At 41.0% G+C, this 20642-nt stretch carries 21 protein-coding genes, 1 tRNA gene and 2 pseudogenes; 11 read left to right on the forward strand and 13 right to left on the reverse strand.

Annotation, left to right across the window (positions count from 1 at the left end; all coding sequences use genetic code 11):
* Positions 1–64 precede the first annotated feature (64 nt).
* Positions 65–1438: a UDP-N-acetylglucosamine 1-carboxyvinyltransferase gene (gene murA, locus H6G75_RS05800; protein ID WP_190692306.1), complete on the reverse strand. Its 1374-nt coding sequence runs from the start codon at positions 1436–1438 to the stop codon at positions 65–67.
* A gap of 353 nt (positions 1439–1791) precedes the next feature.
* Between murA and H6G75_RS05805 the strand changes: the two genes are divergently transcribed.
* Positions 1792–1873: transfer RNA gene (locus H6G75_RS05805), tRNA-Leu, on the forward strand.
* A gap of 84 nt (positions 1874–1957) precedes the next feature.
* A complete protein-coding gene (locus tag H6G75_RS05810) occupies positions 1958–2740 on the forward strand; it encodes an RNA methyltransferase (RefSeq protein WP_190979039.1) in 783 nt (260 codons plus the stop codon).
* 7 nt (positions 2741–2747) lie between these two features.
* On the opposite strand, the gene H6G75_RS05815 is transcribed toward H6G75_RS05810, so the two are convergent.
* Positions 2748–2978, reverse strand: coding sequence for a hypothetical protein (locus H6G75_RS05815; RefSeq protein ID WP_313934800.1), 231 nt, complete (start codon positions 2976–2978; stop codon positions 2748–2750).
* A gap of 252 nt (positions 2979–3230) precedes the next feature.
* Between H6G75_RS05815 and H6G75_RS05820 the strand changes: the two are divergent.
* Positions 3231–3497 (forward strand): annotated as a pseudogene (locus tag H6G75_RS05820) (type II toxin-antitoxin system Phd/YefM family antitoxin); the annotation flags it as partial.
* A 140-nt stretch (positions 3498–3637) separates the two neighbouring features.
* Positions 3638–4030, forward strand: a complete 393-nt coding sequence (locus H6G75_RS05825; RefSeq protein ID WP_190979014.1) for a type II toxin-antitoxin system VapC family toxin — start codon at positions 3638–3640, stop codon at positions 4028–4030.
* Positions 4031–4189: 159 nt separating this feature from the next.
* Here H6G75_RS05825 and H6G75_RS05830 read toward each other — a convergent pair whose 3' ends face one another.
* From H6G75_RS05830 to ndhC, 5 genes are all read right to left on the reverse strand, one after another.
* The gene (locus H6G75_RS05830) at positions 4190–5824 is read right to left on the reverse strand and encodes a tetratricopeptide repeat protein (RefSeq protein ID WP_190979015.1); all 1635 of its coding nucleotides are present in this window, start codon (positions 5822–5824) and stop codon (positions 4190–4192) included.
* Complete coding sequence (locus H6G75_RS05835) at positions 5814–7106, reverse strand: ATP-binding protein (RefSeq protein ID WP_190979016.1); 1293 nt, start codon at positions 7104–7106, stop codon at positions 5814–5816. The genes H6G75_RS05830 and H6G75_RS05835 overlap by 11 nt, the downstream gene beginning before the upstream one ends.
* Positions 7107–7276: 170 nt before the next feature.
* Positions 7277–7804, reverse strand: coding sequence for an NAD(P)H-quinone oxidoreductase subunit J (locus H6G75_RS05840; protein WP_190979017.1), 528 nt, complete (start codon positions 7802–7804; stop codon positions 7277–7279).
* The gene (gene ndhK, locus H6G75_RS05845) at positions 7797–8531 is read right to left on the reverse strand and encodes a photosynthetic/respiratory NAD(P)H-quinone oxidoreductase subunit K (RefSeq protein WP_062295764.1); all 735 of its coding nucleotides are present in this window, start codon (positions 8529–8531) and stop codon (positions 7797–7799) included. The genes H6G75_RS05840 and ndhK overlap by 8 nt, the downstream gene beginning before the upstream one ends.
* Positions 8522–8884 carry a photosynthetic/respiratory NAD(P)H-quinone oxidoreductase subunit C gene (ndhC, locus tag H6G75_RS05850; protein WP_190587926.1) on the reverse strand — a complete coding sequence of 121 codons (363 nt, stop codon included), beginning with the start codon at positions 8882–8884 and terminating at the stop codon, positions 8522–8524. Before ndhC ends, ndhK begins: the two co-directional genes overlap by 10 nt.
* A 195-nt stretch (positions 8885–9079) precedes the next feature.
* Between ndhC and H6G75_RS05855 the strand changes: the two genes are divergently transcribed.
* The 6 genes from H6G75_RS05855 (at position 9080) to H6G75_RS05880 (ending at position 11369) form a co-directional block, all read left to right on the forward strand.
* Positions 9080–9415 (forward strand): rubredoxin, encoded by a 336-nt coding sequence (locus H6G75_RS05855; RefSeq protein ID WP_190870619.1) that lies wholly within the window; start codon positions 9080–9082, stop codon positions 9413–9415.
* Between the two features lie 90 nt (positions 9416–9505).
* Entirely contained in the window at positions 9506–10528 is a 1023-nt protein-coding gene (locus tag H6G75_RS05860; RefSeq protein WP_190979018.1) for a photosynthesis system II assembly factor Ycf48, read from the forward strand.
* Positions 10529–10648: 120 nt separating this feature from the next.
* A complete protein-coding gene (gene psbE, locus H6G75_RS05865; protein ID WP_190970694.1) occupies positions 10649–10897 on the forward strand; it encodes a cytochrome b559 subunit alpha in 249 nt (82 codons plus the stop codon).
* 9 nt (positions 10898–10906) lie between these two features.
* Positions 10907–11044: a cytochrome b559 subunit beta gene (gene psbF, locus H6G75_RS05870; RefSeq protein WP_015115279.1), complete on the forward strand. Its 138-nt coding sequence runs from the start codon at positions 10907–10909 to the stop codon at positions 11042–11044.
* Between the two features lie 9 nt (positions 11045–11053).
* Positions 11054–11173, forward strand: coding sequence for a photosystem II reaction center protein L (locus H6G75_RS05875; RefSeq protein ID WP_071989460.1), 120 nt, complete (start codon positions 11054–11056; stop codon positions 11171–11173).
* A 73-nt stretch (positions 11174–11246) separates the two neighbouring features.
* Positions 11247–11369, forward strand: coding sequence for a photosystem II reaction center protein J (locus H6G75_RS05880; RefSeq protein WP_062295774.1), 123 nt, complete (start codon positions 11247–11249; stop codon positions 11367–11369).
* 313 nt (positions 11370–11682) lie between these two features.
* Here H6G75_RS05880 and H6G75_RS05885 read toward each other — a convergent pair whose 3' ends face one another.
* From H6G75_RS05885 to H6G75_RS05910, 6 genes and pseudogenes are all read right to left on the reverse strand, one after another.
* On the reverse strand, positions 11683–11826 hold the full coding sequence (locus H6G75_RS05885) for a photosystem I reaction center subunit VIII (RefSeq protein WP_190587924.1): 144 nt from the start codon (positions 11824–11826) through the stop codon (positions 11683–11685).
* Positions 11827–15199: 3373 nt separating this feature from the next.
* Positions 15200–15574: pseudogene (locus tag H6G75_RS05890) on the reverse strand (hypothetical protein); the annotation flags it as partial.
* 316 nt (positions 15575–15890) lie between these two features.
* On the reverse strand, positions 15891–16136 hold the full coding sequence (locus H6G75_RS05895; RefSeq protein ID WP_190587923.1) for a hypothetical protein: 246 nt from the start codon (positions 16134–16136) through the stop codon (positions 15891–15893).
* Between the two features lie 2 nt (positions 16137–16138).
* Complete coding sequence (locus H6G75_RS05900; RefSeq protein WP_190979019.1) at positions 16139–17020, reverse strand: hypothetical protein; 882 nt, start codon at positions 17018–17020, stop codon at positions 16139–16141.
* Positions 17021–17182: 162 nt separating this feature from the next.
* The gene (locus H6G75_RS05905; RefSeq protein ID WP_190979020.1) at positions 17183–17959 is read right to left on the reverse strand and encodes an RNA polymerase sigma factor SigF; all 777 of its coding nucleotides are present in this window, start codon (positions 17957–17959) and stop codon (positions 17183–17185) included.
* 779 nt (positions 17960–18738) lie between these two features.
* The gene (locus H6G75_RS05910) at positions 18739–19572 is read right to left on the reverse strand and encodes a photosystem II manganese-stabilizing polypeptide (protein ID WP_190979021.1); all 834 of its coding nucleotides are present in this window, start codon (positions 19570–19572) and stop codon (positions 18739–18741) included.
* 743 nt (positions 19573–20315) lie between these two features.
* Here H6G75_RS05910 and H6G75_RS05915 point away from each other — a divergent pair.
* Positions 20316–20630 (forward strand): hypothetical protein, encoded by a 315-nt coding sequence (locus tag H6G75_RS05915; RefSeq protein WP_190979022.1) that lies wholly within the window; start codon positions 20316–20318, stop codon positions 20628–20630.
* Positions 20631–20642: the final 12 nt, after the last annotated feature.

A 20642-nucleotide genomic window follows, 5' to 3' on the forward strand; every position in this document is an offset into this window, starting at 1 on the left:
ATAGTGTATTTATCCAAAACTCTTTCACCCCTATACCCATACACCCCTACACCCCCACTCCCCTCTAATTAGCAATTGTGACCGGGGGAGTGCTGCCATTAGAAGTCACCCCAGGGGTTGAGACTTCGTTGACGCGCTTGATTTTAGCTCCCAATTGCTGCAACTTGATATCAAGACGATCGTAACCGCGATCGAGGTGATGCAAGCCTTGGAAAGTGGTTTGTCCGTCAGCGGCCAAGCCAGCTAAGACAAGGGCTGCTGATGCTCGCAAGTCTGTACCAATGACAGGCGCACCCGATAAATTGGGGACTCCGCGCACAAAAGCTGTGTTACCTTTGACGCGAATCTCTGCACCCAAGCGGTTTAACTCGGAAGCATGGCGCAAGCGATTTTCAAAGACAGACTCGTTAATGATGCTGTCACCTTCTGCTAAGGTGAGCAAAGCCATGAACGGTGCTTGCATATCTGTGGGGAAACCAGGATGGGGTAAGGTTTCAATATATGTGGCCTTGAGAGTTTCCGCCGGTAGTATTCGCAAGCAGTCTGGGGCTTCTTCAATAATCTGCACGCCGATTTCCCGCAGTTTGGCAATTACGGGAATTAAATGGTCGGGTACAACTGGGGATAATGAGATTTCCGAACGTGTAATTGCACCAGCTACCAAAAAAGTTCCAGTTTCAATGCGATCGGGGATAATGCTGTAGTCAACAGAATGCAATTGCGGAACACCTTCAATGGTGATGACACTAGTACCAGCACCGTGAATTTTAGCTCCCATCGCGTTACAGAAATTCGCCAAATCAGCTACTTCTGGCTCACGCGCTGCATTTTCGATGATAGTTTCGCCATCAGCCAGGGTAGCCGCCATCATCAATGTTTCTGTTGCGCCCACACTGGGAGTGTCAAGGTAAATTTTGGCTCCTTTTAATCTGCCACCATTGGGAACATAAGCATTACAAATGCCATGTTCAATCTGCACCTCGGCTCCCATTGCTTGCAGTCCCCGGACATGCAAGTCAACTGGTCGAGCGCCAATTGCACAGCCACCTGGTAAGGGCATTTGTGCCACCCCTAGCCTAGCCAGAATAGAACCAATGGCAAAAAAACTGGCTCGTAGTTGAGTCACGAGTTCGTAGGGAGCTTTAGATGTAGTAATATTGCTGGCGTTAATGTCTAAAATGTCGCCTTGGCGTGAGACTTTTACACCTAAAGCTGATAAAACTTGTCCCATTTTTTCGACATCCGCCAACAAGGGAACATTACGGATGTGACAATCTCCAGAACAGAGCAATGCTCCAGCCATGATTACCAGTGCTGAATTTTTTGCCCCGCTAACTTTGACATGACCGTGCAAACGATGCCCACCGAAAATTTGCAAGACTGAGGAGTCTGCTTGAGGTGCAAGCTTGGCATCTGGTAAGCTGGTAGAAGGATTAATAAGCCTACCTCCAAAAATAATACTTAATTTTCAAGGGTTGAAGTTGGTTTTGATTCTACAGTAAAGATTTCATTTGTCTACATATTGGATTAATCAATATATTTTTTGGCTCGTGAATTGAGGGCAAAAAATAACGGTAATTAATCTCAGATGTAATGGTAAATTTCAATACTTCGTAGACTATAGGCGCTGTTTTTTAGGGATGGTCTTTGAGTTGTAGGAAACTCAACCACTCATCATAGTTCCCAATCTGGAATTTAAAATATCTACGATACAGATATTTTGAATATAAGTTGACAAAAATAAATAATTGAGTAATAATTAGAAATTGTCGATTAAAAAACGAACGTCACGCGGAACTGGCGGAATTGGCAGACGCGCTAGATTCAGGTTCTAGTGCCGCAAGGCTTCCGGGTTCAAGTCCCGGGTTCCGCATTGAAAGTTAAAAAGTAAAAGGTAAAAGGCAAAAATATCAGTCATTTACTTTTAACTTTTGATTTTTTACTTTTGCCTTTAATTGTGTTAACTAGTTTACAAAACTCTCTCGTTAAGCAAATTCGCAAGCTGCACTCTACTAAGGAGCGTCACAAGCAGGAGTTGTTTTTGTTGGAAGGGACGCATTTGTTAGAAGAAGCTTGTGCAGTAAATTATCCCTTAGAAACGGTTTGCTGTACACCAGACTGGCAAGCTGCTCATGCTTCCTTGTGGGAGAGGTTATGTAGTCGTTGTGAAAGGGCAGAAATTGTCAGTGAGGAAGTTTTAGGTGCGATCGCTACTACAATACAACCAGATGGCATAGTCGCCACAGCCAGACGTAGCGATTCAATCAATCAAGTCCCCTTTGATGGCATCGTTTTAGCTTTAGAAACCATCCAAGACCCAGGAAATTTAGGTACGATTATTCGCACGGCGGCTGCTGCTGGTGCATCGGGATTATGGTTAACTGGTGATAGCGTAGATTTAGATAACCCCAAAGTGTTGCGTGCTAGTGCTGGACAATGGTTTCGCTTAAATATGGCAGTGAGTGAAGATTTATTAACCATAGTCAAGCAAAGTCAGCAGGCGGGAATGCAAGTGATAGCGACTTTGCCGACAGCAAAATTAACTTATTGGGAAATTGATTGGCGCAAACCCAGTTTAATTTTATTGGGGAACGAAGGCGCAGGTTTATCGGCAGACTTGGCAAAAATGGCAGATAAACAAGTCAATATTCCCCTGAGTCCTGGAGTCGAGTCTTTAAATGTGGCGATCGCAGCTGCTTTAATGTTATACGAAGCTCGGCGACAAATAACCACAGGCTAAAGCAACATCACTTTGTCTTTTCTTCCAGATATTGTTCAATATCAGCCACTGCATCCTCAAAAGCAGCTAAATCAATTTCTGTTAAATCATCAGCTAGTTCAATATCGATTGGTTCTTCAATCTGGGTTTCGTCCTCTTCAGTCAGACCTTGCTGTAGAATACCTTCCAACTGGTTGAGAGATTGTTCAAACTCTTGATTAGCGGCGCGGCGCTGTTGATGATCATTTTGCTCCATCATACTGACTGAAAAATATTGATTTACTAACTTTAGTTTTAAATTGCAATTCCTACAAACTTCTATTTTGCATATATACAACCTTGATGGCTATCTGCTGTATCTACTTTACACATTTAGCACTTAAGTATGAATCCGCAAAATCAAGGGATTAGGCGATCGCATTCCTCGATAAACTGCAAACATTCCAAAATTCGATTGACAAACTCCACATACACTAATTAGCATTTAATTAAGTGCTAATTAAATGTTTATATGCTAATAAACTTATCAAAAGATATACATTCTCTCACCGAGTTTAAGCGTAATACTACTGAGTTTTTACAAAGGCTCAAAGAAACAAAACATCCGTTAGTCCTGACTGTCAACGGAAAAGCAGAGTTGGTTGTTCAAGATGCGGAATCTTATCAAGAACTTTTAGATGCTGCTGAATTAGTAGCAACCTTAAAGGAAATTAAACTTGCTTTGGAACAAATGCAGCCAGGACAAGGAGAAAAAGCAGAAAATTTTTTCCATGAACTGGAACAAGAAATCCGCGAATTGTTACCAAAACGCTATAGAAAACGTGATGAAGTGCTGAGTCGTATTCGTCAACGAGTCGAGGCTTTACCGATAGAAACAGAAAGCCGTGTACAGACTTGGAAATCAGCAGGACAATCCTGATGGTGATTGATACGATGGTATTTGCCTATGCACTCTTGCGCGTAGAAAACAGGTATGAACAGGCAATAGCAGCTTTAGAAACTGTAGATCAAATTGTAGTGCCAGATTCGTTGTTTGCCGAGTTGGGAAATGTAATCTGGCAGTGGATACAATTTAGGCAACTGCCATTGCAAATAGGTTTAGATACGCTACAAGATGCTGAGGCACTAGTTGATGTGATGATTCCTAGTTCTCAGATTCGAGATGCAGCTTTAAGGCTGGCAGTTGAGGCAAGTCATTCATTCTACGATACGTTATTCGTAGCAGCAGCAATTCAATCTGATACTCAAGTGTTAACTTATGATCAAAAACTAGCGGCTAAGTTTGGCGATCGCATTATATTGCTGGAATAGATGACAAAACAGTTGATAGAGGATGTTTTCAACGATAGCGATCGCCTTCATAACTCCATCATTCCACCTCAGAACACGAAACTTCGAGCTTGAAACTACACTCTTGCGCTCTTCTTTGCGACTTTGCGCCTTTGCGCGAGATAAAAAAAGATATGGGACTCAATATGATTGTTCTGAGGAGAGGCGATCGCGTAAAACTGCTAAATTTTCACGCACAGTAACGGTATTTGGATGATTTGCCCCTAACCGTCTCTCTAAAATATCTAAAGCTTGGATAAACAAAGGTTCGGCTTCGCTGTATCTACCTTGGAAACGGTAGAGATTAGCTAGGTTGTTGAGGCTAGTGGCGACAGAGGGATGTTCTTCACCTAGTAGTTTAAGTCTGAGTGCTAATGCTTGGCTTTGTAAAGATTCGGCTTCGCTGTACCTATCTTGGGAAATGTATAGTTCTGCCAGGTTGTTGAGGCTAAGTGCAACATCAGGATGTTCTTCACCCAAGAGTTTAAGTCTGAGTGCTAATGCTTGGCTTTGCAAAGGCTCAGCTTCGCTGTATCTACCTTGGGAACTGTAGAGATTAGCTAGGTTGTTGAGGCTAAGTGCAACATCAGGATGTTCTTCACCCAAGAGTTTGCGCCTGAGTGCCAATGCCTGGTTGTGCAAAGATTCGGCTTCACTGTACTTACCTTGGGAATTGTAGAGTTCTGCCAAGTTATTAAGACTAGTGGCGACAGAGGGATGTTCTTCGCCTAGTAGTTTGCGCTTAAGTACCAAAGCTTCGATGTAAAAAGGTTCAGCTTCACTGTATTTACCTTGGGAAGTATAGAGATTAGCTAGGTTGTTGAGGTTAATGGCGACATCAAGATGTTCTTCACCCAGTAGTTTGCGGTTGAGTGCCAAAGCTTCGATACAGAAAGGTTCAGCTTCACTGTATTTACCTTGGGAACGATAGAGATTAGCTAAGTTATTGAGGCTAATGGCGAGGTCTTTCTCTAAACCTAATTCTTTCTGCAATTCTACAGCTTTGCTTAAATACTTAATGCCTAATTCTTGCTCTTTTTTATAATCTTGAAACTCACCATGATTGAGTCTTTTTCTATAAATATCGCCTAAGCTAAAGTATAAAGTTGCTAAAGTTGCATCTTTAACACCGCGCTGTTCTAAATCTTGAATAAAGCCTTGCAAATCTTCTATGGGTAATAAATAATCATTATCATCATCAAAACCTGATAATTCATTACCTGTAAAAGCAAACCGAATCGGTTCTAATTCTCTAGCAGCAACAGTATTTTTCCTTCTAGATACAAACCGAAAAACACCATTGCGCCAACTCCAAAAATCAGGCGCTTTTTTAATTAACTCAACCAATATTTGATTAGTCACCCACAAGACGATCGCAAAAGGAAATTCCCTTAACCCTTCCCTAGTCCACTGCAAATAACCGAAAAAAATCTCTTGTTCTGAACGTTCCTCACCCAGCTTCAAAAAATGAAGCTGTTCTGCACCAGTCACACTAATTACTGCTGGGTTATGTTGCTGCAAATATTCTTCAGATTCTACTAGTTTAGCAACAGCCGCCCTCAAACTAGGTTCACCCCTTGCCAATGTCGTCCGAAAGCATCGAATTTGCGGCTGTAATTCTGCCTCATACTGAGCAATAATCTCATCCCGAAAACTAGCATCATCACAAACACCGATTAGCAAATTTAAGCGATTTGCTTTAGCATCAATCGAAACTATTAAGTCATCATAAGCATCTCTATTTTCATCATCTATGAGTAAATCATCATTCATCATTAATCAACCCCCTACGTCTCAAAGTTTCTACTATAATGGGGTGAACATCATACCAAGTTTCATCATTACGATATTCCAAAACATACAACCCATGCAGCAAGTCTAGAAACTCTAGTTGCTTTGGATCATCAGGCATAAAATTCTCGTAAATACTTTGCAAAACTTCAAATTCGACTTTTCCTAAGCGAATAGAATAATCATTGCGAATTTTATTAATTGCTTGTTCTAGAATACTGTCATCAATTACAACTTTTTCATCTGGTTTACGCCGAATAAGTCGCAAACATATACGGCAGCATTCATTAGCTATCCTAATTAGCTCTCTCAATACTCCCCCACTTTGAACAACAAGCTTCTCTACTGTTGTTTTTTCTATCAAATCACTAGGAATCCGCTTTTGTAATATTTCACAAAGTAGGTTTTTTACTTCAGCGCGAGGATGAGCATCAGGCAGACGATTTTTACCTTTCTCAAACACCTTCAAAACAGGCATGACTACAATTTGGTCATTTGTTTCTATTGTAATGATAGTAGCCAAAAAAGTTTCTCTGATTACAGCAATTGGAATAGTATAAATAATCCGAAAATTAGGTTGAAATAGAGCTTTAATATTATCTCGATAAATATCATTAACTCTTGCCAAGTCTAGTTTATCTATGTCATCGATAATAACTATAATTTCTTTTTTAGTAGCAGTTTGAATCAAAGCAGCAATTTCATTAATCCGCGCGACTAAATCCGATATTTTGCGTTCAAATTCCTGTGTAATTTCTTCTCTAACTTTGGCATCAGCTTTTAATTGAGCTTTCAGAACAGTGAGCAAATTAAAATCCGCCTCAAGTCCGCCTCCTAATTCTGTCTCTACAGTCCGAGTGTGCTTTGCAAACCAACCGTAGATTTGCTCTTTAGTAGATTTAGGTATTTCTACTTTACGTGCTTCGGCTTCAGACATTAAATTAAGCGCGATCGCAAATAAAATATTGATATGATTAACAGCCGACATTTCAATACTGTCAGCAATAGAAAATAACACTACAAAATAATTATCTTTAATCTGCTTACTAAACTCAGCCAACAAAGAAGACTTACCACATCCTCGATGACCAGTAAATACAATCTTGCCATCACCATTCGGGCTATCTTCAACTAACTGTATTAAATCTGCTATTAAATCACCACCATAATCTACTCGAAACTGCTCCATTTCCTTCTCGTGCATTAGTGGAAACAATTCGAGATTGCTATATGCTTCCTTAAAAGACTTTAATAATTCATCAGACATAAGGTTTTACTGTAGAAATTAACTTATTCATATCATCACCCATCCGCGCAAAAGTGGAAATTAAACTCCGCGTTAAAAAACATTACCCCCCTCCGCCGCCGGAGAGGGGTTAGAAATGAGACATTAAAATTCCCACTAGCTGACACTTAGCACTCAGCACTCAGCACTAATTAATAAGCGTCTTGTAACTCATAAAAATCAGGCGAGATGTAATCTTTCCGCAAAGGCCAACCCACCCAATCTTCCGGCATTAAAATCCGCTTCAGGTTAGGATGTCCTTCGTAGACTATGCCGAACATATCGTAGGTTTCGCGTTCTTGCCAGTCTGCGGTTTTCCAAATCCAGTAAACTGAAGGGATTCGGGGATTTTCTCTGGGGAGGAATACCTTAACTCGCACTTCTTCTGGTTTATCAGCATTATCACCAACTTTGACTAAGTGATATACGCTGACTAAATCCTGTCCTGGGCCAAGGTCAATACCTGATTGAAATTGGAGATAATTAAACCCATAAGCATACAAAGCTGTAGCAATGGGTAGTAAAAATTCTGGCCCGACTTTAATAATCTCTACACCATTTTTATCCGGCGCTAAAGATTCATGATCAAAGCCATTTTCTGCTAACCATTGCGAAATCGGCCCAGCCGAAACTAAAGCATCTTGTCCTGCGGGTACTGGTTTAGATTCTTCATCAGCCACGGTTCAATTCCTCCTTGGTTTGAGAAGTTAGCAGCGCAGGTGGTACTGGTAAACCAATTGCTTCTGTTAATTCTTTGGGTGGAGTGAAGCGAGTTTCTGACTGCATATACTTGCCAGTTAAAATTTCTGCGACTGGCTTCAAGTTGTGAGTTGTACTGTAAAAGCGGTGGGTTTGCTTGATTTGAGCGCGTTCTTGCATGGAATCATTAGCAATTTTCTTCCGCAGCTTAATGATTGCATCAATAATCGCTTCGGGACGTGGAGGACAACCAGGTAGATACACATCTACCGGAATTAACTTATCAACTCCGCGTACAGCTGTGGGAGAATCGACGCTGAACATCCCGCCAGTAATTGTACAAGCGCCCATAGCAATCACATATTTTGGCTCAGGCATTTGTTCATAAAGACGCACTAACTGGGGTGCCATCTTCATAGTGATTGTGCCGGCGGTAATAATCAAGTCAGCTTGACGGGGGCTGGAACGGGGAATTAAACCAAAGCGGTCAAAGTCAAACCGAGAGCCAATTAAAGCTGCAAACTCAATAAAGCAGCAAGCTGTCCCAAACAGCAAAGGCCAAAGACTGGAAAGCCTAGCCCAGTTGTAGAGGTCATCAACCGTTGTCAAGATAATATTTTCTGAAAGGTCTTGAGTGACTGTCGGACGCTCAATGGGGTTGATGATTTGCTCTTTGTTTTGGGTGCTTAAATCAGAATTCAAGACCATTCCAAAGCTCCTTTACGCCATGCGTAAACTAAAGCAATTACAAGAATTGCAATAAAAATTAGCGCCTCAATGAATGCTAATAGCCCTAAACGGTTGAAAGCAACCGCCCAAGGATACAAAAACACAGTTTCTACGTCAAAGACGACAAAAACCAGCGCAAACATGTAGTAGCGAATGTTGAACTGAATCCAGGCTCCACCGATGGGTTCCATCCCAGATTCATAAGTTGTGCGGCGTTCCAGGCTGTTACCACTGGGTCTGAGAAGCTTGGAAGCAGAAAGCGCCAGGGCTGGCACTAGGCTACAGATAATTAAGAAGCCTAGGAAGTACTCGTAACCGCTAAGGACAAACACAATGAATTTCTACCGCTTATGGTGTAAATAACGCTGTTACTTTCTTTTACATTATATCTTTTCGAGTTTTCTGAAATCTGGGAAACAGACGGATTTCAGGTATTTGATTCGTTTGTATGAGTGATAGAAAAGTCTAACAGTTATGTCATAATTTTTAACGTATATTTAATAATTCCCCTCTGGGAGACCTTAGCCATGAGCGAACAAGCTGTTGAGACTCCAGCGTTAGACCGCTATGAGTGTCGCGCCTGCGGTTATGTTTATGAACCTGAGAAGGGAGATGATAAGCATGATATCCCTTCCGGGACACTGTTTACAGAGTTGCCTGTAAACTGGCGTTGTCCAGTTTGTAGTGCTAAAAAAACTGCTTTTACCAATATTGGCCCGGCTGGTACAGCATCTGGTTTTAAAGAAAATCTGGGGTTTGGTTTGGGTGTAAACAAGCTGACTCCAGGGCAGAAGAATATCTTAATTTTTGGGGCTTTGGCTCTAGCTTTCTTGTTCTTTATCAGTCTTTACGGCTTACAATAAGACCCGCTATCTTGCTTTACCGATTTTAGAGAGCGATCGCATCTCTTCAGGTAAAACTTAAACGAATTTAGAAAACACTAAGAAATACTGATGCAATCCATTGTGAAAAGTTGGCAACGCATAATTGCCTGTTTGATAGTAGTTGTTTTGTGTATAGGTTGTAGTAAAGTGCCTTCCACTAGCTTCAACCCTTGGGAAATTATTACTGTGCCAACCAACGAGAAGTTGCTAGATATCGCTTTTACCCAAGATTCTCAACATGGTTTTTTAGTAGGTAGTAACTCTACCCTATTAGAAACTCAAGACGGTGGGAAAAATTGGCAACCCTTGTCCTTAGCACTGGATGATTCTCGATATCGCTTTGATTCTGTCAGTTTTTCTGGCAAAGAAGGTTGGATAGTTGGCGAACCTTCCCTACTGCTGCATACCACCGATGAAGGCCATTCTTGGTCACGTATTCCTTTAAGCGAAAAGTTACCTGGTAATCCCATTTCTGTTCACGCAGTGGGAAGCAACTCCGCGGAAATGGCTACAGATGTGGGCGCAATTTACAAAACTACTGATGGTGGTAAAAATTGGAAAGCCCAAGTCGAAGCTGCTGTTGGTGTGGTACGGAATATGCAGCGTTCTGCTGATGGTAAATATGTCGCAGTTTCGGCTAAGGGTAGCTTTTACTCGACTTGGGAACCAGGACAAAATGCTTGGGTTCCTCATAACCGCAACAGTTCGCGGCGTGTAGAAAACATGGGTTTCAATGACAACAATCAACTGTGGTTATTAGCCAGAGGTGGTTTAGTGCAGTTTAGTGAACCCAATAACGCCGAAGAATGGCAAGAAGCTTTATATCCAGAGTTATCCACCAGTTGGGGTTTACTGGATTTGGCATATCGCACACCCGAAGAACTGTGGATAGGCGGTGGTAGCGGTAACTTGCTGCGGAGTATTGATGGTGGTAAAACCTGGGAAAAAGACCGTGAGGTGGAACAGGTAGCCGCTAATCTATATAAGATAGTCTTTCTCAGTCCCGACCAAGGATTTATCATTGGCGATCGCGGTGTATTGCTGAAATATAACGCTGGGGCTGAAAAAACTGCGTCAGAAAAAGCAGCTTAGACATAACCAAAGTTTAAGTGTTAATTCTGATTTATGAGAACAGCGTTGCAAGTTGTAACTCTTTCTAAACTTTGTAGGATAATAAACTCAATAACAGTCTTTGTGAAGGTAGGGATCTAAATGTCAGGTACCACTGGAGAACGTCCGTTTTCGGACATTATTACCAGCATTCGTTACTGGGTAATTCACAGCATCACCATCCCAGCATTATTTATTGCAGGCTGGCTATTTGTTAGCACCGGGCTGGCTTATGATGTATTTGGCACACCTCGTCCTAACGAGTATTACACACAAACACGGCAGGAAGTGCCAATTGTGAATAACCGTTATGAAGCCAAGAAACAAGTTGAAAAATTTATTGGAAAGTAGTTTGAAATCATGACTAGCGGAAATAACATCAATCAACCAGTTACCTATCCAATTTTTACAGTTAGATGGCTGGCAGTTCATACTTTAGGTGTGCCAACCGTGTTTTTCTTGGGCGCGATCGCCGCAATGCAATTTATTCAACGCTAGGAGCAAATCATGGAAAGAACGCCCAATCCCAATAACCAACCGGTTGAACTTAACCGTACTTCTTTATACCTGGGATTGCTACTGATTTTTGTTCTAGGTATTCTCTTTTCCAGTTACTTCTTTAACTAACTGGAACTATTTTTGGGAAACTTTGTTTATCTAAAATTTGTGTTGATTTGTTGTTAAGGGAGGAGGAAAATCTGTGTCTGCTGGAACTGGAAGAATTCCCCTGTGGGTTGTCGCTACAATCGCAGGTTTAGGCGTAATTACTGTTGTAGGTATCTTCTTCTACGGAGCCTACGCTGGTATTGGTTCTTCACTATAAAAGTGGTTTGAACCTCATAATATAGTAGGAGGCAGAAGGCAGAAGGCAGGAGGCAGAAGGCAGGAGGTAAAAATTTTATTACTCCTAATTGTTAAAGCTTCCAAAATTTCCTAACATATCTGACTACCGCTATATATCCAATAAATTTTCTAGCATCTACTTGTTTAGAAAATAGTACAAGAAAACCGCCTGACTCTTGGAGTTAGGCGGTATTTTAAGCATTAATTGATTGCACAATCTAGTGAATTGTAAGTAAGTGATAATTAATTGGCTACTAAAAATTTTTACCAATTAATTATTACTAAATACCTATTTAGGCAATGTCATCACGCTCAATGTATAACAACAGAAACGAGAATGTTGCAATTGGCAGAACCCAACCAATAATAGGTACAAAGATAGGAGACAAGAAAGATGCAGAATAAGCAAAAATTTGGGGGAAAAGTTCAGTGGACATGGTAAAGGTTCCTATTAAATCACACTACAATTCAAAATGAGCTTACTGCAAATTCAGTCAGATTTTTTAAATTCTAAAGATTTTTAACACAGTTATGTAAAGCTTGTGTTTACAAACCCAACAATTCATCTAACTGATAATTTGGTAAATCTGGTGGAATTACAGTCCTGACAGCCGAGGCTTTGTGACTTTCTTGTTGAGTAGATGGATTAAAAGCGATCGCTTCTAAACGAATTTCTACACAGCCAAAGGGAATATTGATCTGAGTCATCACTTCTACACCACCCAAGGCTTTAGGTAGCAAATCTTTTAACACATGAGGGCCATCCAATAACCCGCGAGTTTGGCAATCCTCAATCCACAATTTCACCACCACTGGCGCAGGAACTTCTGATAGTTCTACACGCACACGAACCGACTGACCAGCAATGAGTTCGCCTGCGGGTATATGTAATTGTGGAATGGGTAAAGGTTCCAATTTTTCGCCATCTAAGGGGAATGACGCTACAGGTGGGATTGACTGCTGTGGTTGCTCGACAGAATGTTCTTCGATAGGTTCACTATCAGTATCATCAACAACAATCTCTTGTGCTAACCAAGCTCTGGGTATTTTAATCTTTTGATTTAAAGGTAGCTCTGTTAATGGCAATGAAAAGTTCGATTCCTCATGAGGAATGTTTTCTGTTTCCACATCTGCCGAGATATTTAGCTCCTCTGATTCTGCTGTAATTATGCTTGTCTCTGAATTTTCCTCAAATTCGGATTCTACTGTATTTATTTCCGCCTCTGTAATTTCCTCAGTTTCAGAGATACTTAAACTACCCTCTACTTCCAAATTAGCCTCGGATTCACTATCAAGAGTTTCTAACTCTGTATCAAGATTTGATGACAAATCTGCCTCAAAACTTGGCATTGGTAAATCAGGCTCTATAAAATCCTCATCCACAGGAACAGGCTCTAAAACTTCTGTGTTACGGCGTTGCTTTGGTAGAGGAGGAAGTTCAGGTACAACATAGCCTTGACTCTGCATCCACTTCCTAATTAACGGCGAGGAATAAGGATTAACCTCTGCTATCAATTCTGAGCTTAAAGGAGTGGCTGGTTCTAAGATGGAGTCGTCACTAAATTCCAAACTTGGTGTCACAGGCATTTCTAGCATAGACACAGCAAATAACTCAGAACTAGCTGGCGTTAATCTTTCCACCATAGAATCATTGACATCTCGGTTCTCCGACTCAGAATCGGTTGAAGTTAAGGTTTCAGCTACGGAATTATCTAAATCTAGATTTTCCAGTTCCGAAGAATCGGTTGAAGTTAACGTTTCTGTTACAGAATCATCTAAATCTAGATTTTCTAATTCTGAAGTTGGGGAAGCCAAAGTTTCTACCACAGCATTATTTGTCTCTGGGTTCTCATTTGCGGTAATTGGTGGCTCAACTACCAGAGACTCTTCAACTATCGGAGAATCAGAAACATCTTCTAAATCTGTTGTCTCAGTCAGTGCAGTTGTTCGACGTTTGAGATAAGGAAACACATTCCCTACCATCCACCCTGGACGGTTTTTAATTTCTAGTTGTTCTAAGTTAATGGGTGCTAAAGGGATGGGAGGTGTCTGGTTTTGCAGATCCCCTTCTTGTTGTCCTTCTGAGGGAACCTCTGTTAACTGGTCATTAATTGCGATCGCACTTGTTTGATTTTCTGGTAACTTAGGCAATTGTGGAGATCGCCAATCTCCTGATTTTTTCAGAGGCAACAAATTAATTTGCGGCGGTAAAGATTGGCTGGGTGATGGCAGAATAGTTTGCGGTTGTGCAGAAGTAGTTTTGACCAAGTTAAACAGTTCTAAACCTAAACTTACCGATGTTTCTGGCTCTTGACTCGCTAGAGAATCCGCTAAAGTATTAGAGTTATCAAAAAAGTTCTGCTGATAAGATTTAGCCACTGTAGCGATCGCTAATAATTCTGATACATCTGCCGTAATTGTAAAAGAGCTATTAGCTAACAATGTGACATCATCAAAATCACTGATTGCGCCATATAAACTGAGTTCACCCAAAAGCAGCTTTGATTCGCAATCAACAGGAATATTAATGGCAGAGTTAATTGCAAAAGGCAGTACATGATCTGCTAAAGGTTGCCTTACCTGAGCCAAAATTTCTGAACTTAAAGGTGAGCGTAACTCAATTTTGGCTTCTAGTGCATAAAAGTTAGTCTGATACTGTGGCTCATCTTCCAAATCAGGCTGTGTTTGTAACTCCACATTGGCATTAATGCTGAGTCCTTGTCCCCAACGCGCCACATAGTTGTCTTGCTCTAAAGTCAGCTTGAGTGGCGGTACTGGTTGTATCGTTTCCACCTCTTCTAACTGTTCATCCTCTAACAACAAGGTGGGTAAAGCTTGATCTATTAAACTTTGTAATATCTGCTCTGCTGTTTCACCTTTCAGCCATACCGGACTTACAGGTTGATCAATAATGCCATCTTCTTCTTTTTCCCCAGAAAATTGAGCAACAACCAAGCTACCATCCGGGATTTGTGCTGGAGTTTCCCCAAAAGCTGATTCACTCACAGCCAAATCAGAGGTCAAAATTTCTTCTTCTGTGGTGACTGACAAAGTATCATCGCTTGTAGGTAAAGTTTCTTGTACAGACACTTCACTTACCTGCGAATTATGATCAGGGATTTCCTCTGTTGTTTCGGATAAAGTGCGATCGCTCGTAGGCAAAGTTTCTTTTACCTGCAAGTCATCCTCAGAGATTTTCTCTATGGTGACAGTTTCCTGTTCCAAAACGGCACTTAGAGATGAATTATGCTCAAAGATTTCCTCTGTACTTACTGATAAAGTGCGATCGCTCGTAGATAAAGTTTCTTTCACCTGCGATTCATCATCAGAGATTTCCTCTGTTGTTTCGGATAAAGTGCGATCGCTTACAGGTAAAGCGATTTCTCCTGACACTTCACTAACAGACAAGTGATGATCAGTAATTTCTTCTGTAGTGACAGCAAATGTTTCATCATTTGTAGATAAAGTTTCCGCCGCCAATTCGCTGTTTATGAAGTTGCTCTCAGGAATTTCTGCTGCGGTGACAGATAAAGTGCGATCGCTTGTAGCTAAAGTTGTTTCTACAGGCGATTCATCTAAATTACTCTCAGTGACTGCTTCTGACGTTGTGCTGATAGTATTGTCACTAGCAATTGACGCAATTTCCGCCGAAAGTTCGTTAGTTACTAAGTTGCTATCTGTCTTAACTTCTGCGGACGAAGAAATCAACTGATTACCAGCACTGATATTAACCTGATGAAGATTAGGTGCATCAGGTAATGGAATCATAAAAAAGTCAAGAGAATTTGACTCTAAATTCCCACCGTCGGTTAATTTATCTACTTCAACCTCTGCCTGTTGAGACAAGACTTGTAGATAGACACTTTCTTGCCAAGATTTACCAAAAATATCTGACAACAAATCGCCAGAACAGCGTAACTCCCATAGTCCTGGCTTAAGGAGGGTAAAGGGAATTACCGCCATTAAACCTTCGGAATTAGTGCGCCGGGATAACTTTTGAATCCGCCGTTTTGGGGGAACTTCCTGAGTTGTAGAGTGAGTTACCCGTACTTCCACATCTGTATTTGGCAGGTTAGAACGAGCTAAAACTCTATACCTACCTTCCACGATTTGTATATTTGGCGATTCTAAAGTGTGCCAAGAGCGATCGCCCTGTTTCTGGATGAGAAATTGCCAGTGTTCCATTGTGAGTGATGCCCAGACCGAAGAGCAGCTGAGTAATATTTTGCATTAATTTGCTTGCAAGTTTACCTCAGCAATTTATAATTGCATCACTTAATATCATGTTTTGAGCCAAACACTAACATTTTTTTATCAATCGGCACATATCACAACAGATCAAACGCCAATAGTCAGCAAGAAACCAGATAGTATCCAAATAATTAAACAGGGTCAAGACAAAATTTACCCAATCACTACAAAATTGATTGGATAGATTGACTTCACCCAGCTAACTAAAATTTATTGATATAATTCAAGCAATTTACTGAAATTCCAGTCGTCAAACTCCATAAAGGCTGTGGTAGTAAGCCAAAATTTGCTGCACACGTTGTCGGCTTGCAGGACGAGAGTTAGGCGACCAAGATATCCACAAACCATCAATTTGACTTTGGTTGTAATCAAATTGTTGAGATGACTGAGGAATTAAACCCGCCTCAACTCCTTCAACTTGACGTAAATGAGCAGCTATCTCTCGATAGACAGCTAGAGGTAAACCAGTAAATTCAAATTTTTCCTGAGTATCCATCCTTAAGATGCTCCAACAGCAGTTAGATTTCGGGTTGGTAGAGTTGATGAAATTGCATTGCCATTAACAGCCGATGTGACTGATGGCGTTGAGTTAGCCGGGGCTTCTCCTACCATTCTGGCAACTTCAATACCGTATTGTTCCAGAATCACGATCGGATTTGAACCCTGATTCATTTCAATGCGTTTGATCAACAGACCATTTGCTAATCGCTGTCCCGCTTGTACATAGCGGCTAGAAGGCTCATTGGGAATTTTAATAATAGCTTGGGGTTCTCTACCAATTAAAACTACACCAGTCACCACCACTGCTTTAGCTAAATCTGGTTGGGGTGTAGAAGGTAATACAGAACTAAAAGGGTTGCTGGGAACAACCTGCGGTAAAACCTTGGGCAGAATAGTGGTGGTAGCTCTCGCCAATGCAATAGGAGTTTTTTTAGTACCAGCACTGTTGATTGGCACTTTGCGGTTTTTGACAATAGCTACTGATAAAGGAGGTAAGCGAGGAATTTGCTTGACATTGGGATTTTTGCCAACTTCAGCAATAGTTGGGCTAACAATCTGGGCAAATGGATCTGGCCTTCCTTTCGTTACCAAATCTATCCGGGTTTTACCATCAGTGGGTTGAATTAATGTAGGAGAGGTAAAAGCAACGTTAGTGACTTTTTTTGTGGACACCACAGGGTTATTAAACGGTTGAGCCGCCGGGGCTGGTGGTGCTTTAGCAGGTGGCGCTGCGGCTGGGGCTGCGGCGGGTGCTGCTGGTGTTCCTGGAGCCGTTGGAGCCGGTGCAGGAGTGCTTGCTTGCGGTGTGCTTTCTGATGCACATCCAGCGATCGCCAAAGTTAGAATAGTTGCAATTGCAATTTTTGATTTTCTGCCCATTGGCTGTTCTCAAAAGCTATAGAAAATTTGCTTGTGGAAATTAACTAAGCCTGTATTTATTTCAGGCAAAGTATTTCCCATTTATAACCTAAATTATTAAATTTTAATGGCTGGTTTCTACATAATTAAACCAGTACAAATACGGTTTTATTTTGCTGATATTCAATCATCTGCTGTACACATCAGATGCTTCAATAAATCCAATCCTTTTTTTACTCGCCGGGAAACAGTCACAACACTAATACCCAAGTGTTCTGCTACTTGTTTTTGTGTCAAATCTTGTAAAAAGACACATTCTAAAACTTCTCTAGTACACTTTTCGAGTTGAAACAATGCTTGTTGTAAACGCAGTTGGTCTTCTTGAGCAAGTTGAAAGCTGCGGTAATGAGGATCAGGAACTAATTCTCCTAGACTAGTAGCACCTTCTTCAGAGTCTTGAACTGGCACATCTAAGCTGAGAGGAGCGCGATTAATCCACGCTAATTTGATTTCTTGCCATTCACTGAGAGTAATTTCCAATGCTGCTGCTAATTCAGAATCAGTGGGTTGGCGATTATATTTTTCTCGTAAAGAACGAGACACACCAATTGCTTGCTGTTGTATTGCTAAATAGCGTCTGGGAATTCTGACTGTCACACCTTTATCCCGCAAGTAGTGTTGAATTTCACCACGAATATAGGGAATAGCAAAGGAACTAAAAGCGTGTCCTTTAGAAATATCAAATCTTTCAATTGCTCGAATTAAACCTAAACAACCAACCTGGAGTAAGTCATCATAGCTTTCACGGCATTGATTAATCCAATAATGAGCTTCTTTTCTTACCAGTCCAAAATTGAGTTTTACCAGTTGATTGCGAATATTTTCTGAGCGAGATTGTTTATATTCTTTCAACAACTGCCAAACTTCATGCTTCAGTTCGTTGGTGGCTGTGGTAGGCATAGCACCGCATTTATTTAGCAAAATAAACAGTAGAGTAAGTGCGTTTAAACAAGCCAAGATTACAAAATTCCACAGCAAGTAGCAGGCTATACGCACAAGTAAAGGTTTTGGTCGTCATACAGCACTGCTACTACTATGAAATTTTGAACAATCAAGCAATATTTAAATCAGCAAAATTGTTTTTTAGTTATTTTGATTTGGTATTATCTGTAGCTAATAAAAAACTACATAGAGACAAAATATAAAATAATTTACTTAATTTCAAACCGAGATTGTACTTAATTTGTTTAACTGGGTATAAAGTTTTCTGGTGATGATTTTGTTACCTGAAAAAAAGGTAGAATTTAGTACAATTACTTAACAGCAAAAAATAATTAATACAAATTTTACAAATTAAGTTAAAAGTAAAAAATTGGGAGTAGTAAGTGGGGAGTGGGGAAGTCAATGCTGCGTATGGTTTCCCGCGACAGTCGCTATAACTTTGGTTCCCAACGCAGCATACTGGCTCGACTGGAGGCAAATAGCGTATATACGCATCTAAAACCCTTACACTCTAAACCCTTTCACCCCCACACCCAGTCTCACAAGCCATCTTTGTTTTGAAGTCCTGAAAAGCAATAAAAAAAGGGCTAAAAGCCCTTTAATTTTGAAATATATGGCCATTTAGGTCAATTTAGCTCAAAATCCACCTGTCTATTCCCTAAAGACTGATATGAAATTTGGTGATGAAGCCTAATGGCTTTAAATTCTGATCTTAAAATGCCAGCAATGTGCTGAGTTTAAGAACGAGTTGGTTCAACTCTGGCATAAAATAAACCGCGAATCTTCACTTCCTTGGGTTCACCGGCTCCTAAGTCAGTATCAGATGGTTGTTCGCTCTCAAAAGTACCCGCAATTTCACCGCTAGAGCTATCTACTTTAGCTACTTGCAGAGAAATCTTACCTTTGAGAATATCCGCACGCTTCACATTTGCACGGGTGAGTTCTTCGTCATCTGCTTGAGCAGGAAGAGCCACAGCATTATCATAACCAGTCACAATACCGCGACCTTTGGGGTCTAGGAAGGCAGCACCACGGTAAGAAGGCACTTTAAATTCACCTTCAAAATCTGTAGAAGTATTGATGCTGTTCAAACTAGGTTGTGTTTGAGCCACTAAGTTTTTAATGGTGAACAGGAAAGGTACTCGCTCACCACCAGGAAGTTGAACTGTGATCGCTTGGAAGTCTAAACCATCTTCTTCCACAAAAGTCAAGCTACCATCTGAGTTGAACTTCAGTGGCCCTTGTACTTGGTCAATGGTAGAAGTGTATCTGGTTAACAATTTGCCAGTTACAAATTCAGCTATTTGGCGTTTATTAGCTGGTTCTTCTTTGACAAAGAAATTAGTAGGTTCCAAGCACAGTTCTTTAATGGCGTAAGACTGGCTACTGTCAAGGGGAATGGAGCCACGGCTGGTTTCTGCCAATTGAGGACATTTGTTAGCCAAGCCTGTTCCACGAATTTGTTCATAGGTGAGTACTTCTCTAACACTAGCCTCTGGAGCATCACTGCAAGCAGTTAATAGCCCCAGGCATAAAGCCAAGAATGCAACAATTAAAGCGCGATACCTCATGGTCAACCTCAATGTCAAAAATTAATATCTAAGTTGTAAAACTGCACGAAGTGTTGATCTCTGACGAAAAGCAGTCCTCACTGACAGCAAGCTGTTCCCGAAAGTTAGGCTTTGCTGCATCAGTGACGCTTTTAACGTCGCTCCGACCTCCCACCTTGCAACTACCATAGGCATTTGCAGGTTTTTTGAAGTCGTTCTGTATTATGTATGTATTGCCACTACATACAGCCCATTGCTTTATAGGGAAATCAGCCAGATCATACGATTTTTTTTAACTCAAAATCAAAGCACTCTAGTTTAAAGTAGGAAGTCTTTGATCCTATCTAGCTTCCTGAGAGGCTGTAATCAAAGCCACCACTCTCTTTTGCTGGGAATTGCTATGTTCTGCAATTTGTGTTGAGTGAGCAAAATTAGTTTAGGACTTAGACCGCAAGATTTTTTCTTGAAGTAGGACTGACGTATAAAAAGAAAAAATCAAGGGTATGGGGTTGTATGTATCCAAAACCCTTACACCTCCATACCCTTTCACTCCTACACCCAATATCTACAGACAATTTTTATGCGTAAGTCATGACTGGGTGTAGGGAGTTCAACTGAAAATAATTCATCAGCCACTCCTAGAAGCTTGCAGAAGCCGTATCTTTCTGACTGTGAGGATTATGTATAGGTGAGAGGCGATCGCGCCTGAAAGCTGACAATCTTCGGTAAATTTGAGTAGACCTAATTTTGACAGAGAGAGTTGCATGAGCAACAAAAGTTTTGAATCAATAGATTTTGTCGAGCAACTAGAGAAGATTGCCACAGCAGTACATGATGTAGCAAGAGATTGCCAAGGAAATCCACTGGCGCTGTTGACTTTGCTGCGGCAGTTGGAGTACTTACATAGATCAATTCGGGATGGTGCTTTTCAGGACAGTCTACCCGATAATCGCCAGCAACTTTACTCGCTGCTGAAAGATATTGAGTCTGAGGGTGGCTGGCCTTACATTGAGAGAATGAGACTGCATACTTTTTTAGTCAATTTGCAATCAGAGGTAATGTCAGAAAACAACGATTAAAAAGTTTGAGGA

This window comes from Nostoc sp. FACHB-280 (genome assembly GCF_014697615.1).
GTDB lineage: Bacteria > Cyanobacteriota > Cyanobacteriia > Cyanobacteriales > Nostocaceae > Nostoc_B.

Bases quoted from the DNA above. Each gene is read 5' to 3' on its own strand.
- H6G75_RS05815 (WP_313934800.1), bottom strand. From the start codon at position 2,978: ATGATGGAGCAAAATGATCATCAACAGCGCCGCGCCGCTAATCAAGAG.
- H6G75_RS05825 (WP_190979014.1), top strand. From the start codon at position 3,638: ATGGTGATTGATACGATGGTATTTGCCTATGCACTCTTGCGCGTAGAA.
- H6G75_RS05830 (WP_190979015.1), bottom strand. From the start codon at position 5,824: ATGATGAATGATGATTTACTCATAGATGATGAAAATAGAGATGCTTAT.
- H6G75_RS05835 (WP_190979016.1), bottom strand. From the start codon at position 7,106: ATGTCTGATGAATTATTAAAGTCTTTTAAGGAAGCATATAGCAATCTC.
- ndhK (WP_062295764.1), bottom strand. From the start codon at position 8,531: ATGGTCTTGAATTCTGATTTAAGCACCCAAAACAAAGAGCAAATCATC.
- H6G75_RS05855 (WP_190870619.1), top strand. From the start codon at position 9,080: ATGAGCGAACAAGCTGTTGAGACTCCAGCGTTAGACCGCTATGAGTGT.
- H6G75_RS05860 (WP_190979018.1), top strand. From the start codon at position 9,506: ATGCAATCCATTGTGAAAAGTTGGCAACGCATAATTGCCTGTTTGATA.
- psbE (WP_190970694.1), top strand. From the start codon at position 10,649: ATGTCAGGTACCACTGGAGAACGTCCGTTTTCGGACATTATTACCAGC.
- psbF (WP_015115279.1), top strand. From the start codon at position 10,907: ATGACTAGCGGAAATAACATCAATCAACCAGTTACCTATCCAATTTTT.
- H6G75_RS05875 (WP_071989460.1), top strand. From the start codon at position 11,054: ATGGAAAGAACGCCCAATCCCAATAACCAACCGGTTGAACTTAACCGT.
- H6G75_RS05885 (WP_190587924.1), bottom strand. From the start codon at position 11,826: ATGTCCACTGAACTTTTCCCCCAAATTTTTGCTTATTCTGCATCTTTC.
- H6G75_RS05895 (WP_190587923.1), bottom strand. From the start codon at position 16,136: ATGGATACTCAGGAAAAATTTGAATTTACTGGTTTACCTCTAGCTGTC.
- H6G75_RS05900 (WP_190979019.1), bottom strand. From the start codon at position 17,020: ATGGGCAGAAAATCAAAAATTGCAATTGCAACTATTCTAACTTTGGCG.
- H6G75_RS05905 (WP_190979020.1), bottom strand. From the start codon at position 17,959: ATGCCTACCACAGCCACCAACGAACTGAAGCATGAAGTTTGGCAGTTG.
- H6G75_RS05910 (WP_190979021.1), bottom strand. From the start codon at position 19,572: ATGAGGTATCGCGCTTTAATTGTTGCATTCTTGGCTTTATGCCTGGGG.
- H6G75_RS05915 (WP_190979022.1), top strand. From the start codon at position 20,316: ATGAGCAACAAAAGTTTTGAATCAATAGATTTTGTCGAGCAACTAGAG.